Here is a 15,168-nt window from a genome sequence, read left to right as displayed (position 1 = left end):
GTGGATTTACCCGAGCCCGACGGCCCGATGACCGTGGTCGTCTTCCCGGCGTCGACATGGATGTCCACGCCACGCAGCACCTGGTTGCGGCCCAGCCGCAGATGGAGTCCGGTTCCGGTGAGTGCGGCGCTCATATCAGCCCCGGCCTTCCGTGATCGTGGCCTGTTCGACCGCATCGACCGGCTGATCGGGCCGCCCGGTGCGCATCCGCCGGTCGATGTAGTTCACCAGGTGGGTGAGGGGGATGGTCAGCAGTAGATACACCAGACCGGCCGCCACCAGCGGGGACAGATTTCCGGTCTGAGCGTTGAGGTCGCGTCCCACCGCGAACAGTTCGCGCTGGGTGGCGAGCAGGCCGAGGAAGTAGATCAGGGACGAATCCTTGATCAACGCGATGAACTGGTTCATCAGGGCGGGCAGCACCCGGCGCACACCCTGTGGGATCACCACCAGGGTCATGGCCTGCCGGTAACCGAAGCCGATCGCCCGCGCCGCCTCGAGCTGGCCCGGTTCCACCGATTGGATACCCGACCGGAATATCTCGCCGATATAGGCCGAGGCGAGCAGGGCCAGCGCGACCGCGCCCAGCCAGTAGGGGTTGTTACCGGTGAGGTTGCCGACCACCGGCCCGACCCCGAGCCCGATGAGCAGGATGATGACCACCGCCGGCAGGCCGCGGAAGATATCGGTGTAGACCCGGGCGGGCCAGCGCAGCCAGCGGGTCCGCGAGATACCTGCCACCGCGAGCAGCATGCCGAGGACGGTGCCCAGCACTCCGGAGACCAAGGCCAGGATCAGGGTATTCGGCAGACCCGTCTTGAAGAGGTCGGGTAAGGCCTGGCGGTACAGCGACCAATCGAAGAAGGTGTCGCCCAATTGTTCCAGGGTGGACTCGGGCGCCTGCTGCGTCTGTTCTTCCGGCCCGCGTTCGGCGGCCAGCGCCGCGAAATCGGGGAGTTGCGGGGCCGGCGCGGCTTTCGAACCGGGTTTCCAGCCGGGCGGTAGTTCCCGGGGCACCCAGTCGCTGTACAGGCGGGCGTAGGTGCCGTCGGCGATCACGGCGTCGAGTCCGGCGTTGAGCGCGTCGGTGAGCGGTTTGTTGTTCTTCGGGACCGCCCACGCGGCGAAGTTGTCGAGACTGAAGGAGTTCTCCACCACCGAGGTGGCGTCGCCCGGGGCGATCGCGCCTTCGGCCTGCGCCGAGGGCGCCACCCAGGCATCGACCTGACCGGTTTTCACATTGGCGTAGGCGGTGTTGTAGTCGGGGAACTTCACCGGATCCAGACCGAGTTCGTTCACCACGTACTCGTCCTGCACGGTGCCCTGCACGACCGCCACCCGCGACCCCGGATCCAGGTCGGCGAAACTTCGGACCGGGCTGCCGTCCTTGACGACCAGCGAGAAGTAGCCGAAATCGTAGCCGTTGGTGAAGCCGACCAGCTGGCGGCGGGCGTCGGTGGTGGTGATGTTGGAGGAGCCGGCGTCGAACCGGCCGCCGGCCACCTGGGCCAGCAGGCCCGCGAACTCGGTGCCGGAGAATTCGACCTGCAGCCCGATCTTCGCCGCCACCGCGCGCAGCAGTTCGTTGTCGAAACCGGTGAAGCTGCCCCGGGAGTCGACGCAGATACTGGGCGGGGCGTCGGAGAGGGTGCCGACGCTCAGTACGCCGGGCCGGAGCAGCCCGAGCCGGGAGATATCGACCGAGTCCAGTGGCACGGTGGTATCGGTGGTGAACCTGTCCTCGGACCCGGCGCCGGGTGCGGTGAGGTTCTGCGGGGCGGCCGAGGCCGCCTCGGGTCCCGGCGGCGAGCACAGATCGCGGGCGGCGGTATCGCCGCCACCGCCGCCGCACGCCGTGGCCAGCAGGGCGACGGCGAGCAGTATCGCGGCGAGCAGCGCGCGGGCGCGCGGAACGGGCAGAGCGGCCATGATCGACAACCCTAGCCCCCGGGCCCGCCGCTTCCGGGCCGCAGCCCCGGGTGCGCCGGAGACCGGCGCCGCGCCGCACGCACCCCGCGAACAGGGCATATTCCGGCGATGACCCGGTTTCGCTCGGCGCGAGCCGAATTCGGCCGCGCGCCGGGATCGCGGGACCGGGCGGGGCCGCCGGTCGTGGAGGCGGTTACCCGAGCGTGGTCGGGTAACCTGCGGCCGGGCGGTGGTGGCGATCACACGGCGAAATCCTCAGCGACTCGCGCGCAGGATGCGGTTCGCCCGCAGGGTGCGGGGCGGTTCGTCCCCGGCCGGGGATCCGCCGAGGTAGCCGGCGATGAGGTCGGGGCCGGCGTGGTCCTCGAGGTCGGTGAAGCCGAGGGCGGACAGTCGCGCGGCGATCTCCCCGGGGGTGAAGTAGCTGAACACCGGTTCGCCGACGCCGGCCAGCCGCTCGGCACGTGCCCGCTGGTACGCGCGGTCCTCGTCGCTGTCGGCGGGCCGCAGGTAGTCGAAGATCACCGCGGCGGGACGGCCCTGGCCCGCGATGTATTCGAGGGTGGTCTCGGCGGCGCTCGGGGTCAGGTAGAACACGACACCGAGCCACACGAATACGGCCGGGTCCGTTCGTGCGAATCCGCCGGCCGCCAATCCGGCTGCCAGGGTCCGGGTTTCGAAGTCGGCCGGTACGAAGGTCAGCGTTTCCGGGAGGTCGATTCCGGCCGCGGTGAGGCGTTCGCGTTTCCAAGCCTGGGTGGCGGGGTGATCGACCTCGAACACCCGCAGATCCGGGTGCGGATTGCGATAGGCGAAGGTGTCCAGGCCGGCCCCGAGGATCACGACCTGCCGGACCCCGTCGGCTACGGCCGCGGCCACCGCGTCTTCGGCGAAGCGGGCGCGGGCGGCGAAGAACAGCCGCCGGGACCGATCACCGACCGCGAGCCCGAGATCGCCGGTTGTGGACGTGCCCGCGTCGGTCAGCTCCGCCGCGGTGACGCCGAGCAGCCGGGCCGCCAGCGGATCGGTGAAGATCGGTGGCCGGTCGGCGATCTGGTGATAGGCGCGGGCGTACGCGGTGATGAGCGCTGTCCGGCTGGGGCCGTCGTTGTCCATACTCCAGAACCTAGAGGTCCGCGTCCTCGCGGCCGCGATCGGCCGCGCCCGCTTCGAAGAACGCGCGCGGGACGTCCTCGAGCATGGTCCGGAGCAGTTCGGGGTCGATGCCGCGATCGAGCACGTAGGGGAAGACATCGTCGAACAGATGGGTGTAGTGCCATTGCGGCAGCACCGCCTCGCGCAGCGAGGGTTGCATCCAGTCGATATAGCAACTGGAGTCCTGGGAGAGCACCATCCGTTCGGCGTAGCCCCGGCGCAGCATCTCGATGAGCGTATCGGCGCGGGCCTCGAACGTGGTGTCGAGATTGATCCCGAACCGGTCCATGCCCAGCACGAAACCGGCGTCCGCGAGGGTGGTGAGGTATTCGAGATCCGTGGTGTCGCCGCTGTGTCCCAGCACGATCCGGCCCGGGTCGACGCCCTCCTCGGCGCACAGGACGCGTTTGACCTCGAGCCCGGACCCGGAGTCCGGGTGCGTGTGCACGGTGATCGGCACCCCGGTCTCGTGGTGGGCGCGGGCGACCGCGCGCATCACCCGCTCGACTCCCGGAGTCAGCCCCTGGGCGTCGATCGCGCATTTGAGCATGCCCGCCCGCACGCCCGTGCCGGCGATCCCGTCGCGGATATCGCTGACGAACATATCGACCATGGGGTCCGCGACCTCGGCGCCGACCATCGGATTCAGCGCCGGACCCCGGTAGTGGAAGTAGAACGGCACATCGTCGTAGGTGTAGAGCCCGGTGGCCACGATCAACCGCAGCGGGATCCGGCGGGCGATCTCGGCGATCCGGGGGATGTACCGGCCCAGCCCCACCACCGTGGGATCGACGATGGTGCGCACCCCGGCGTCGTAGGCGGCCGTGAGGCGGCGGACCGCGTCGTCGACGCGTTCGCTGTCCGAACCCCATTCCGACGGAAAGTTCTGCTGCACATCGGAACTGAGGACGAAGACATGCTCGTGCATGAGCGTGGTACCGAGATCGGCGGTATCCGCCGGGCCGAGGACGGTGTTGATCGGGGACACAGCGAACGTCTCCTGATAGGGCGGGGCGCACGGGCGCGCCGGCGTGGACAAGCGGGGTGGATGCGATTCCGGCGAGACCGGCGCGAGTCCCGGTGACAGCACGCGAAACTGGTTGCCGAACCAGGTGGCGGCCGGTTTCCGGGATACCCGCAACTCTAGGGCTACCGGGTCGGCGCGGACCATATTCCGGCCGCATGAAAGGCCGGCGGGCATTTGTGCGCCGCGCACAGCCGGGCAGGCGCGGTGCGACAGGTCGGCGCGAGCGGTTTCAGTGTGCCGGGTCGTCGGGGCGCAGGATCGCCGAGCCCAGCCGCTGCGTGGCCTGTAGCGCGAGACGCAGGTGCAGATCGGCATCGTGGCCGTTGCGCCCGCCGCCCAGCAGGCCGGTCGCCTGCCGGACCCGGTACTGCACGGTGTTGCGGTGTACCGCCAGCTGTTCGGCGGCCCCCGCGTAACTGTGGTTGAGCGCCAGGAAAACCCGCAGCGTCTCCCGCAGCCCGTGATTGCGCTGATTGTCCACCGCCAGTTCGCCGAGTATCTCGGCGACGAATTCACGTAGCGAGTCGATATCGCGGGCCAGTAGCGCGGTGGCCGCCACATCGGCGTAGGCGATCACCTTCCCGCTGTCCGTGCCGCCGGCGAGGGCGAGGTGGCGGACGCGTTCGGCTTGCCGGGAACACCGCCGGAATCCTTCGATACCGGGCGCGCATCCGCCGATCGCGGCGCGCACCGGCAGCTCCCGTTCGCCCAATACCCGTCCGACGGCCGCGGCATCGACGGTGAGCGGACCCGGAACCGCGAACCACAGCCGTACCTCGCGCTCGTCCACCGGAACCATGAGCGTCGCCCGCACCCGGCCGAACGATCCGGCCAGCGCGGTCCGGCAGCGGTCGAGCACGGCCACGGCGGTGGCGGCGGTGAGATCGGCGCCGGTCCAGGCGTGTACCGCCAGATGGTGGCCGGTGAGCGGATACTGCAGGACCCGCTCGGCTTCGGCGGGATCGGTGGGCGTCCCCGCCAGCAGCCGGGTCACCCACTGCTGGCGCAGCCCGCTCCGGCTGCTCACCCAGCGGTCGCGTTCCTGTTCGTAGGCGACCGTGACCTGCTCACAGACCCGGTCGATATAGAGCGAGGTCCGGTGCACCATCCGCACGATCACCGCGGTGGTGTCGGCGCCGCCCAGTTCGACCGCGTAGCGCATCGCGGCATCGAGGAAGCCCGCCTGGCCGACCCGGTACGCGGCGATCATCGCCGATACCGGTACATCGTGCTGGGCGAGGGCGCGGGCGTACACCACGGCCCGTTCCGGGGCGAGGACTCCGTCGCCGTCGTCCTCGCCGCCCAGGAACTCCAGTGCGGCGGTCAGGTTGTCCGCGGTACCGGCTTCCATCAGTTCCCGGAGCCGGGGATCGCGGTCCAGCACCGGAACGCGCCCGCGCATCTGTGCCGAGAGCGTCTCGATGAACCGGTCGCGCTCACCGGTGAACCGGTAGGCGACCCGCTCGATGATCTCGTCGGCCGAGAGTGCGCCGGAAAGCTGTGCCACCGTCCCATCATCGCCGCCCGGCCGGTGACAGGACGACCTTCGGGTAGCGATACCGCGTGCGGTGGGCGTCTGTGCGCCACCGGCCGAGCGCACGGTCGCCTCCCGGTGGCCGGACCGATAGAGTCGCGGGAGACGGGCTGCCGGTGTACCGGGTAGGCGCGGCGCAGGTGCAGGAACGACACGGTACGGGCGGCTCCATGAAGATCTCCGCGGGTGCTCCGGGATGGTATGAGGCGTGCTCGCAGGCCGAACGCGCCACCACGGTCGAGCTCGCCGCCACCCGGTGGAAATGGTCGGTGGTCTGGTCGGTGCTGGCGGGGGTGGGGCTGGCGCTCGCCCTCGGGCTCTCGGTCGGCGCGCTGCTGCCGCTGCGCTGGCCGGTCTCGGACCTGCCGTTCGGAGTGTGGGCGGTCGCGCTGATCGCGCTGCTGCTGGATCTGGGTGTGCTGGTGCCCAACGGGCTGGCGTGGTCGCGGGTGGGGCTGGTGTTCTCCGGCGCCGCCCCGGATTCGGCGGTGCTGCCGTTCCGCTGGCTGCGCTGGGTTCCCACCTCGCTGATATCGCTGTACGGGACCGTGGCCATGCTGATGATCGGTGTGCATCCGCTCGCGGAATACGGCGAATCCGGGCTGCTCGGGCTGTCGTTCACCGACTGGCTCACCGCGGTGGTCGCGGTGCTGTGTGTGCTGTGTGGTCTGGCGACACTGTGGTTGAAGGTGATCCTGCGGCCGGTGCGCAGTGGTCCGTGACCGGCCGCCGGATCCCGGTCAGTTCAGGGGGCTGCGCCGTTCCAGCAGGACCGCGTCGCGCCAGCGTCCCTCCGAGCGGCCGATACGTTCCCGGATACCGACGGTGCGGAACCCGGCCGCGTGGTGCAGCGAGATCGCGACGCGGTCCTCGGGGAACAACGTGGTCTGCAGGGTCCGCAGGCCGGCGTCCTCGGCGGCCAGTACCTGCCGCCGCAGCAGCGCGGCACCGGCGCCGCGGCCCTCCATGGCCTCGGTGACCATGACACAACTGTCGGCGACGTCCTGGTAGAAGTCCTCGTCGGAGACCGGGGTGAGCGCGGCCCAGCCGGCGATCCGGCCGTCGATCTCGGCGACCCAGCGGTGCTCGGGGAGCCACCGGCGGTCGAGGGCCTCGGGTTCGGGGGCATCGGCGGCGAAGACCGCCGGGTAGACGGTGCCGCGCGCGGCGTAGATACCGCGGACCGGGGTCCAGTCGGCGTCGGTCATGGCCCGCACCGTCACATCGTGGGGCAGGTCTTCGGGACAGGGTGGTTGCGGAGTCAGGATTCCCATCACCGCGTCCGCGGTATGCGGGAGTTCGGTGCACCGGTGCGGGTTCACCGTGACGAGAGTGGCCGTGCCCTCTTTGTGCACGGTGACGAAACCGGCGTCGGTGAGCTTGCGGACGTGATGGGAGACGGTGGGTTGTCCGACGCCGAGTGCTTCGGCGATCTCCCCGATATGGATTCCGGCCGGGCTCGTGGCGACCTGATGTAGCAGGCGGACCCGGGTGGGGTCGGCCAGACAGGAAAACCACCCGGCGTAGAGGGCCGCGTCGGCGACCGGTAGCGCGTCGCCGCGCTCGCGGTCCCGCACGACCGGCGGTTCCAAGGAGGTCATGGGGCCACTATATCGGCGGCAGAATTCGGCGGAAAAAAATTTCCGCCGCCGGGTTTATCCAACGCTGTCGATGGTGTCCGGCGCTCCTTTTCCGCGATCTATTCGCGGCCTTGTGGTGATGATTCCGTCGCCCAACCGAAATGAAGACACTTCACCTCGGTCATTCCGGGTCGGATCTGCATCGATGCATTTCGATGCAGTATTCCGAACAGTCGTGATGATCATGATTCGGGTGGCGCGGCAGCGGGGTGACGCAGGGTTCGGCCGGAATTGTTCCGGCGTTTCCGGAATGGGGTGATCATCCGCCGGAAGATCGTCGAATTCACGACCTTTTGCGCGGCTTCCCCCGTTGTCCGTGCGGTGCTGTCGCTGCCTTTCCGGGCCGATTGCCGGAGATTTTCCGAACCGGTGCCCGTGTGTCCGGGCCGACGGTCTCTATGCGTGATGGGGATGTGCCCGGTGGTAGCCGATGCGGGGGACTGTCTCGGACAATCACATTCGGGTATACGGGCGAGTCGCCGCCCGAAGATCTCGCAGCCGCCGGAAGGTGGCGGTGAGCACCGGTTCCCGGGTGTCCACCGTCCGGGACGGCATTGCAGGAAACCATCGGATGACCTTACTGTGTAAGGATGAGCAGCGTCGCTTGTGCCGGCACCGCCGGACCAGAATTCCGGCGGCTGACCTCCGCTCTCACCAGGGTCTATGGTGGCCGCAAGGGTGTGGGCGCGGCGTTGGCGGTGTACCGGCACGGGGAACCGATCCTGGATCTGTGGATCGGGGAATCCGCTCCCGGAAAGCCGTGGACCCGGGATACCGGAGCGATGGTCTTCTCGGCGACCAAGGGTATCGCCTCGACCGTCGTGCACCGGCTCGCCGACCGTGGACTGATCGACTACGACGCTCCGGTGTGCGAATACTGGCCGGAGTTCGGGTGCAACGGTAAGAAGAACATCACGGTCCGGCAGATACTCACTCATTCGGCGGGGTTGTCCGGGGTGGGGACCCTGGCGGTGCACGGGTCGGAGATGCTCGACCACGCGCTCATGGCGGAACGACTGGCCGCGGCCACGCCCGACCGGCTGCTCGGCGTGCCCGCCTATCACGCCATCACCTTCGGCTGGCTGCTCGCCGGGCTGACCCGGGCGGTGACCGGCGCGAGTATGAAGGAACTCTTCCAGCAGGAGGTCGCGGCGCCACTGGGGATCGAGGGCATCCACCTCGGGCGCCCGCCGGCGGGATCGGTGACCATGGCCGCCGAATGCTTCGGCACCGGGTTCTCCTTCGCGGGCACGCCACGCGGCTCGCGGCTGGTGACCCTGCTGCAGGGCATTCCGGGCGCGGTCGGTGTCGGTAGCCGCTCCCTGTTCATCCCGGGCGCCGAGGCCATCCTGACCGGCCCCAACCCGCCCGTGCTGGAATCCGAGATGCCGGCCGGCAACGGAGTCTGCAGCGCCAACGGCCTGGCCGCCATGTACGAACCGCTGGCCTGCGACGGGCTGGCCGGCGGCCGGCGCTATCTCTCCGGCGCGGCCATCCAGGCCATCCGGCGGATCGAACGCTACCGGCCGGACACCGGCCTGTTCATGTACCTGGGCCCGCTGTGGCATCTCGGCTACCACTCGATGCCGACCCTCGGCGCGCCCCGGGCCTTCGGCCATATCGGGCTGGGCGGTTCGTTCGGCTGGGCCGACCCCGACAGCGGTCTTTCGGTCGGCTTCGTGCACAACCGGTTGTCCATGGAAACCCTGGCCGTGGATCAGCCCGCGTTCGCCTGGCTGCTTCCGCTGGTCATGGCCGGTGCCCGCTCGGCCCGGCGGATCGAGCGGCGCACCGCGCCCCGCGAGGTCGCGGCCTAGATCGGGCGGCCGGGCCGCCCGATCGTCCGGCTCAGGTCAGATAGCGGTAGGCGGGTGAACCCGGTTCCAGTCGCTCGCAGCGGATCGGCGACCGGTCGATCCGGTCCAGCAGCGGTGCCAGACCGGCTCGTTCGCCCAGTTCGATACCGACCAGCGCGGCCCCGGTCTCACGGTTGTTGCGTTTGACGTACTCGAACAGGGTGATGTCGTCGTCGGGGCCGAGGACCTCGTCCAGGAATCGGCGCAGCGCGCCGGGTTCCTGCGGGAAATCCACCAGGAAATAGTGCTTCAGGCCCTGATGCACCAGCGACCGTTCGATCACCTCGCCGTACCGGGAGACGTCGTTGTTGCCGCCGGAGATGAGGCAGACCACCGTCGACCCGGGTTCCGGCGCGGTTTCCAGCAGCGCGCTGACCGCGAGCGCACCCGCGGGCTCGGCGATGATCCCCTCGTTCTGGTACAGCTCCAGCATGGCGGTGCAGATCGCGCCCTCGTCGACCCGCAGCAGCCGGAACGACCCCGCGCCGGTGGGCGATTCGGTCCCGGTGAGCAACGGCAGCGATCCGTGCGACACCACCCGCCCGCCGAAGCCCGAAACCGCGTCGAAGGGGACCTGCCCGATCCGGCGCACCGCGGCGCCGTCGACGAACGGGTCCAATTCGGGCAGCGTCACCGGCGCGCCGGCCACCAGGGCGGCGGTCATGGAGGCGGCGCCGGCCGGCTCGACGCCGAGAATGGCCGTCGAGGCGGAGCGTTCGCGCAGATAGGTGCCTATTCCGGCGAGGCAGCCGCCGCCGCCCACCGGGACGACCACCAGATCGGGGGGCGCATCCAGCTGGTCCAGGATCTCCGCGGCGATGGTGCCCTGACCCGCCGCGGTGCGGGTGTCGTCGAACGGGGGGACCATGGTCGCCCCGGTGCGGCGCACATCGGCGGCGGCGGCCGCGGCCGCGGCGTCGAAGGTTTCGCCCACCGCGATCAGTTCGACGAATTCGCCGCCGTGCACCCGGATCCGGTCGCGTTTCTGTTTGGGCGTGGTGGTCGGGACGTAGATGCGACCGGTGATCCCCATGGCGCGGCAGGCGAAGGCCACGCCCTGCGCGTGGTTGCCCGCGCTCGCGGTGACCACCCCGGCCGCCCGCTCGGATTCGCTGAGCTGTACCACCAGGTTGTAGGCGCCGCGCAGTTTGTAGGAGCGCACCACGGTGAGGTCTTCGCGTTTGAGATACACCCGCGCGCCGGTCAGCTGCGATAGGCGCGGGCATAGCTGCAGCGGGGTCGGCTCGATGATGTCGGCGATGCGTTTTGCTGCGGCGTCGATCTCGTCCGCGGTCAGCGCGGGACGGGCTTCTGGCAGGTGAGTGAGCACATCGGACACCCGCTCCATGCTGCCACCCGCCGCGCCGGCGGGCTGCGGCGGGTGGCCCTGTACTGGGATTTCGTTGCCCGCGGCAACGGCCTCGCCCCCACCGCGCGGGCACTGGACGAGGCCGTGCGGGTCAGCGCGGGCTGAGGACGAACACCGGGATCTGCCGGTCGGTCTTGCGCTGGTAGTCGTCGTAGGGCGGATAGGCCGCCACGGCCCGCTCCCACCAGAGGGCCTTCTCCTCGCCGAAGACCTCCCGCGCGGTGTAGTCCCGGGTGACGGTGCCGTCCTGAAGTTCCACATGCGGCTGGGCGACGACATTGAAGTACCAGACGGGATGTTTGGGAGCGCCGCCCAGCGACGCGACCACCGCGTATTCGCCCTCGTGCTCGACCCGCATGAGCGCGGTCTTACGCAGCTTCCCGGTCTTGTTGCCCACGGTGGTCAGCACGATCACCGGCATGCCCTGCATGGTGGTGCCCTCGGTACCACCGGACTGTTCGATCTTCTCGGCCTGCTCACGGGCCCAGTCGGATGTGGACGGTGCGTATTCTCCGGTCAATGGCATGCCCCGGCCAACGTCCGGGCCGCGCCGTGTTGTTCCCGGCGCGCCGTCGAGGCGGGCGGTGGAGGGTCGCGACCGGGGGGATATGTGTCGGGGAAGACAAAAGTTCGCTGGACCGAAATCCGAGTGCACGGGTAGCCTCAATACATGACCGCATCGCACTCCCTCGAACTCCGGGCCGGTGATTCCACCGCGCCGGGGATCGATATCGCGGGCACGCGCTGGCCGCTGTACAAGCTGGAGGCGCTGGGCGTGGGGCTGCTGGTCTTCCTGATCCCGGCGGTGATCCTGGGTTCCGCGCAGGCCGGGGTGCTGCTCGGCGCCGCGGTGGGCGCGCTGCTGTGGACGCTGGGCCGGTGGCGCGCCACGCGGTAGAACCCGCGGTCCGCCGATTCCGGCGGCGGGCCGGGCCCGCGTACTAGGCTGAGCCGAGTTGATCACCTGTCCAACCGGCTCCGGGTCGAGATCCAGGGCCCCGACGACTACGCGAGCCGCATTCATGACCGATCGAGTACATGCCTTCACCGACGACGCGCTGGGTGAGTACGACACCGTGGCGCTGGCCGAACAGGTCCGAACCGGCGCGGTGAGCCCGGCGGAGCTGGCCGAGGCCGCCATCGCCCGCGCCGACGCGGTAGATCCGCGACTGCACGCGATCGCCTACCGGCCCGCGCGCCCGCGGATCGCCGGCACCCAGACCGGGGTGTGGTACGGGGTCCCGTCGTTCGTGAAGGACAACGCCGATGTGGCCGGTATGCCCAGCTGCTTCGGCAGCGCCGCGATCACCCCGCGTCCGGCGGCCGCCGACGACCGGTTCACCGCGCAGCTGCTGAGCACCGGCCTGACCGTGCTGGGCAAGACCACCCTGCCCGAATTCGGGTTCATCTCCACCACGGAATTCGAGCACGGCGAACCCACCCGCAACCCCTGGGATACCGGCTATACGGTGGGCGGTTCGTCGGGCGGCTCGGCGGCGATGGTCGCGGCGGGCGTGGTCCCGGTCGCGCACGGTAACGACGGCGGCGGCTCGCTGCGCATTCCGGCCGCCTGTGCCGGACTGGTATCGCTCAAGCCCAGCCGGGGCCGGCATCGCGAGAATGCCCAGGCCCGTCAGCTGCCCATCAAACTCGTATCGGAGGGCGTACTGACCCGGTCGGTCCGGGATCAGGCGGCCTATCACGCGGCGGCCGAACGTTACTGGCGCAATCCGAAACTGCCACCGGTCGGGCTGGTCGAGGGGCCGTCGGACCGCATGCTGCGCATCGGCCTGCTCACCACGGCCGCCAACGGACTGGAACCGGATGCGGCGACCGCCGCGGCGGTCACCGCCACCGCCGGCATCCTGGAGCGGGCCGGGCATACGGTGGAACCGATCGCCACTCCGGTGGCGGCGAGCCTGGTCGAGGATTTCCTGCAGTACTGGGCGTTCCTCGCGCAGATGTCGGGCACCACCGGCAAACTGGCGCACGGCCGGTCCTTCGACGCTTCCCGGCTCGATCCCTTCTCCAAGGGGCTGGCGGCTTCCTTCCGGCGCCGCCTGTTCTCCACACCGGGCGCGCTCTACCGGTTGAACCGGGCCCGGGCCGACTACGACGCCGTCCTCACCCGCTGCGATGTGGTCCTGTCGCCGGTGCTCACCCACACCACGCCCGAGATCGGCTATCTGAACCCGGCCGTACCGTTCCCCGAACTGCTGGAGCGGGTCACGAATTTCGTGGGCTACACACCGGTCAACAATGTCACCGGTTCGCCGTCGATAGCCGTGCCCGCCGGCCTCACCGAGGCGGGGCTGCCGGTCGGGGTCATGCTCAGCGGGGCCTACGGCGACGAGAAAACGCTGCTCGAACTGGCATTCCTGCTGGAATCGGCGAACCCGTTCCCGCGCATCACCGCGGCGTCCTGATCACGCCCGGCGGTCTCAGCGGACCAGGAGCGCGACCGGGAGCCGCGCGAACAGTTTCTCGGTGCGGGCCCGGTTCTGGAAGGTATGGCCGGTGAGCCGGTCGGTCCACGATCCCGACGGCAGTTCGATATAGGTATCGCCCCAGCCGGTCTCACCGATCGCGACGCTGTGCCGGGTGACGGCCACGATGATCTCCGGTTCGGCGCCCACCCGGCCACGCGCGTAGGCCAGTAGTTTGTCGGCGTGCTCGCCGTGACCGAAGGTGGGTGTGTAGGTGCCGCCGACGAAACACTCCGGCCGCTCCCGGCGCAACCACAGCGCGTAGGCCACGATCCACATCTTGGCCGCGCCGGTGATGTCGAGCGGCGGTGTGGTGGTGAGGGTGTGCAGCAGCCCGGCGCGGGAACCGAAATCGACCGGACGGCGGTTGTCGGGATCGACCAGCGAGTCCTCCCACAGCTCGCAGCCCTGGTAGATATCCGGAATACCCGGCGCGCACAGCTGTAGCAGCTTCTGCGCCAGCGAATCGGACCAGGCGTGCGGGGCGAGATCGTGGGCGAGATCGGTGAGCTGACGGCCGACCGGGCCGTCGATCACCTGGTCGAGCCAGACGTGGACCGCGTTCTCGAAGTCGACATCGGGATCCTCCCAGGAGGTGTGCTCCCCGGACTCGCGGATCGCCTTCTCGGCGAACCGGTGCACGCGTTCGCGCAGCCCCGGCACGGAGGGGGCGGGGCGGCCGTCCGCGGGCCACATCCCGAACATGTTCTGCAGCAGGAACAGTGCGGTCGCGCCGTCGGGCGGGGGCAGCTTCTCCAGCCACAGCGTCACCGCGCGGGCCCACATGCGCGGCACCTGGGAGAGCACCCCGATCCGCGCCCGCACATCCTCGCCGCGTTTGGTGTCGTGGGTGGACAGGGTGGTCATCGAGGCGGGCCAGCGCCGGGCCCGCGACGCGTTCGCCAGATGGAATTCGTTGACCGTGCGGCCGAAACGGGCCGGGTTACCGCCCAGTTCCTGCAGCGATACCAGCCGGACCGCCCGGTAGAAGAGGATGTCCTCCACGGCCTTGGCGCCGATCGCGGTGCTCACCTGGTGAAACCGGTTCCAGGCGGTGCCACCGGCGGTCACCGCGGTGGCCAGGATGGACAGCGGGACGCGCAGTTCGGCATTGCGCTTCTCCACCTCGGCGAGAACCGCGCTGATCATGCCGGCAAGCGGTGCGTAGTCGGCGCGCGCGACCGGCAGGAACGACAGCACCTCGATGGTGGCGTTGGTGAGCGCCATGGTGTCGAAATCCTCGGCCCGCGCGTCCTGTTTGATCGCGGCGACCAGGCGGCGGATCTCGGGGCCGAGAATGCTCTCGGCCACCGCGCGTTTGATGCGGTGTTCCTTCTCGCCGACCCAGACCCGGTCGCTGCCGTGACCGGTGATGTGGCGGGACAGCTCGGTGAGGATCGGTTCGCCCGCCGGTTCGAGCAGCACCCCGCCGAAATCGGCGATGCTGTCGTAGCCGGTGGTGCCGTCGATGGGCAGTGTCGGGTCCAGGGGTTCGCGGTTGGCCAGGGTCTTCTCGACCAGCAGCAGCCGGTTGGGGCCGATCAGCTGCCGCAACCGCTGGAGGTAGCCGGCGGGGTCGGTCAGGCCGTCGGGGTGATCGACCCGCACGCCGTCGATCAGATCGTGTTCACACCACGCGGCCAGTTCCCGGTGGGTGGCCTCGAAAACCTGCGGTTCCTCCTGGCGCAGCGCGGCCAGGCCGTTGACCGCCAGGAACCGGCGATAGCCGCAGATCCCGGAACGCCAGCTCACCAGCCGGTAGTGCTGTTTGTCGTGGATGCGCAGCGCGTTGTCGCCGTCGGTGCCCGGGGCGATCGGGAAGCGCATCTCGTGCAGGGCCAGCCGGGGTTCGGGACCGGACCGGTCCACCGTGAGCGCGGCCGGGTCGTTCTCGCTGCGCAGCACCGGCAGCGCCAGCCGGCCGCCGACGCCGTTGCCCGGGCTCCAGTCGATATCGAAGAACGACGCGAACTGGGATTTGCGGCCGTACTGCAGTACATGCCACCACCAGAGGTTCTGCTGCGGATCGGCCACGCCCACGTGGTTGGGCACCAGATCCATGATCAGTCCCATACCGCGGTCGCGGACCTCGTCGGCCAGCGATTTCAGGCCCAGCGGCCCGCCGAGCGCGGGGGAGACCGTGGTGGGGTCGGTGACGTCGTAGCCGTGCGC

The 15,168-nt window shown here is 69.7% G+C and carries 13 protein-coding genes and 1 pseudogene; 5 read left to right on the top strand and 9 right to left on the bottom strand.

Translation table 11 applies throughout. The annotated features are described in order from the left end of the window. The 5 genes and pseudogenes from ACWDU1_RS16970 to ACWDU1_RS16950 form a co-directional block, all read right to left on the bottom strand. A pseudogene (locus ACWDU1_RS16970) lies at positions 1-134 on the bottom strand (peptide ABC transporter ATP-binding protein); the annotation flags it as partial. A gap of 1 nt (position 135) precedes the next feature. Then, positions 136-1,929: an ABC transporter substrate-binding protein/permease gene (locus ACWDU1_RS16965; protein ID WP_449999483.1), complete on the bottom strand. Its 1,794-nt coding sequence runs from the start codon at positions 1,927-1,929 to the stop codon at positions 136-138. Positions 1,930-2,184: 255 nt separating this feature from the next. Beyond that, positions 2,185-3,045, bottom strand: a complete 861-nt coding sequence (locus ACWDU1_RS16960) for a class I SAM-dependent methyltransferase (protein ID WP_449999481.1) — start codon at positions 3,043-3,045, stop codon at positions 2,185-2,187. 10 nt (positions 3,046-3,055) lie between these two features. After that, on the bottom strand, positions 3,056-4,072 hold the full coding sequence (locus ACWDU1_RS16955) for a phosphotriesterase family protein (RefSeq protein ID WP_449999479.1): 1,017 nt from the start codon (positions 4,070-4,072) through the stop codon (positions 3,056-3,058). A gap of 268 nt (positions 4,073-4,340) precedes the next feature. Beyond that, positions 4,341-5,618 carry a PucR family transcriptional regulator gene (locus ACWDU1_RS16950; protein ID WP_449999477.1) on the bottom strand — a complete coding sequence of 426 codons (1,278 nt, stop codon included), beginning with the start codon at positions 5,616-5,618 and terminating at the stop codon, positions 4,341-4,343. A 197-nt stretch (positions 5,619-5,815) separates the two neighbouring features. Between ACWDU1_RS16950 and ACWDU1_RS16945 the strand changes: the two genes are divergently transcribed. Further along, positions 5,816-6,367, top strand: a complete 552-nt coding sequence (locus tag ACWDU1_RS16945) for a hypothetical protein (RefSeq protein ID WP_449999475.1) — start codon at positions 5,816-5,818, stop codon at positions 6,365-6,367. An 18-nt stretch (positions 6,368-6,385) separates the two neighbouring features. On the opposite strand, the gene ACWDU1_RS16940 is transcribed toward ACWDU1_RS16945, so the two are convergent. Next, positions 6,386-7,246 carry a helix-turn-helix domain-containing GNAT family N-acetyltransferase gene (locus ACWDU1_RS16940; RefSeq protein ID WP_449999473.1) on the bottom strand — a complete coding sequence of 287 codons (861 nt, stop codon included), beginning with the start codon at positions 7,244-7,246 and terminating at the stop codon, positions 6,386-6,388. A 629-nt stretch (positions 7,247-7,875) separates the two neighbouring features. Here ACWDU1_RS16940 and ACWDU1_RS16935 point away from each other — a divergent pair. Beyond that, positions 7,876-9,102 carry a serine hydrolase domain-containing protein gene (locus ACWDU1_RS16935; RefSeq protein WP_449999471.1) on the top strand — a complete coding sequence of 409 codons (1,227 nt, stop codon included), beginning with the start codon at positions 7,876-7,878 and terminating at the stop codon, positions 9,100-9,102. Between the two features lie 31 nt (positions 9,103-9,133). Here ACWDU1_RS16935 and ilvA read toward each other — a convergent pair whose 3' ends face one another. Further along, the gene (gene ilvA / locus ACWDU1_RS16930; RefSeq protein ID WP_449999469.1) at positions 9,134-10,489 is read right to left on the bottom strand and encodes a threonine ammonia-lyase IlvA; all 1,356 of its coding nucleotides are present in this window, start codon (positions 10,487-10,489) and stop codon (positions 9,134-9,136) included. On the opposite strand from ilvA, the gene ACWDU1_RS16925 reads away from it, so the two are divergent. Next, positions 10,460-10,615 carry a hypothetical protein gene (locus tag ACWDU1_RS16925; RefSeq protein WP_449999485.1) on the top strand — a complete coding sequence of 52 codons (156 nt, stop codon included), beginning with the start codon at positions 10,460-10,462 and terminating at the stop codon, positions 10,613-10,615. The genes ilvA and ACWDU1_RS16925 overlap by 30 nt on opposite strands. On the opposite strand, the gene ACWDU1_RS16920 is transcribed toward ACWDU1_RS16925, so the two are convergent. Further along, entirely contained in the window at positions 10,602-11,036 is a 435-nt protein-coding gene (locus tag ACWDU1_RS16920) for a nitroreductase family deazaflavin-dependent oxidoreductase (protein ID WP_449999468.1), read from the bottom strand. The two genes, ACWDU1_RS16925 and ACWDU1_RS16920, sit on opposite strands and share 14 nt — an antisense overlap. A 144-nt stretch (positions 11,037-11,180) precedes the next feature. Between ACWDU1_RS16920 and ACWDU1_RS16915 the strand changes: the two genes are divergently transcribed. Then, positions 11,181-11,408, top strand: coding sequence for a hypothetical protein (locus ACWDU1_RS16915; protein WP_449999466.1), 228 nt, complete (start codon positions 11,181-11,183; stop codon positions 11,406-11,408). A 124-nt stretch (positions 11,409-11,532) separates the two neighbouring features. Further along, positions 11,533-12,936 carry an amidase gene (locus tag ACWDU1_RS16910; RefSeq protein WP_449999464.1) on the top strand — a complete coding sequence of 468 codons (1,404 nt, stop codon included), beginning with the start codon at positions 11,533-11,535 and terminating at the stop codon, positions 12,934-12,936. A 15-nt stretch (positions 12,937-12,951) separates the two neighbouring features. Here ACWDU1_RS16910 and treY read toward each other — a convergent pair. After that, positions 12,952-15,168, bottom strand: a 2,217-nt coding sequence (treY, locus tag ACWDU1_RS16905; protein WP_449999463.1) for a malto-oligosyltrehalose synthase, incomplete at its 5' end; no start/stop codon positions are given.

It is taken from the genome of Nocardia sp. NPDC003345 (assembly GCF_053589395.1).
Note: the sequence above shows the minus strand (reverse complement) of the source record. Positions and strands in the feature narration are given on the sequence as shown.

What these genes read in the sequence shown, in the direction of transcription:
- ACWDU1_RS16960 (WP_449999481.1), bottom strand. Translation starts at nt 3,045, where the DNA reads ATGGACAACGACGGCCCCAGCCGGACAGCGCTCATCACCGCGTACGCC.
- ACWDU1_RS16965 (WP_449999483.1), bottom strand. Translation starts at nt 1,929, where the DNA reads ATGGCCGCTCTGCCCGTTCCGCGCGCCCGCGCGCTGCTCGCCGCGATA.
- ilvA (WP_449999469.1), bottom strand. Translation starts at nt 10,489, where the DNA reads ATGGAGCGGGTGTCCGATGTGCTCACTCACCTGCCAGAAGCCCGTCCC.
- ACWDU1_RS16935 (WP_449999471.1), top strand. Translation starts at nt 7,876, where the DNA reads ATGAGCAGCGTCGCTTGTGCCGGCACCGCCGGACCAGAATTCCGGCGG.
- ACWDU1_RS16940 (WP_449999473.1), bottom strand. Translation starts at nt 7,246, where the DNA reads ATGACCTCCTTGGAACCGCCGGTCGTGCGGGACCGCGAGCGCGGCGAC.
- ACWDU1_RS16910 (WP_449999464.1), top strand. Translation starts at nt 11,533, where the DNA reads ATGACCGATCGAGTACATGCCTTCACCGACGACGCGCTGGGTGAGTAC.
- ACWDU1_RS16920 (WP_449999468.1), bottom strand. Translation starts at nt 11,036, where the DNA reads ATGCCATTGACCGGAGAATACGCACCGTCCACATCCGACTGGGCCCGT.
- ACWDU1_RS16915 (WP_449999466.1), top strand. Translation starts at nt 11,181, where the DNA reads ATGACCGCATCGCACTCCCTCGAACTCCGGGCCGGTGATTCCACCGCG.
- ACWDU1_RS16945 (WP_449999475.1), top strand. Translation starts at nt 5,816, where the DNA reads ATGAAGATCTCCGCGGGTGCTCCGGGATGGTATGAGGCGTGCTCGCAG.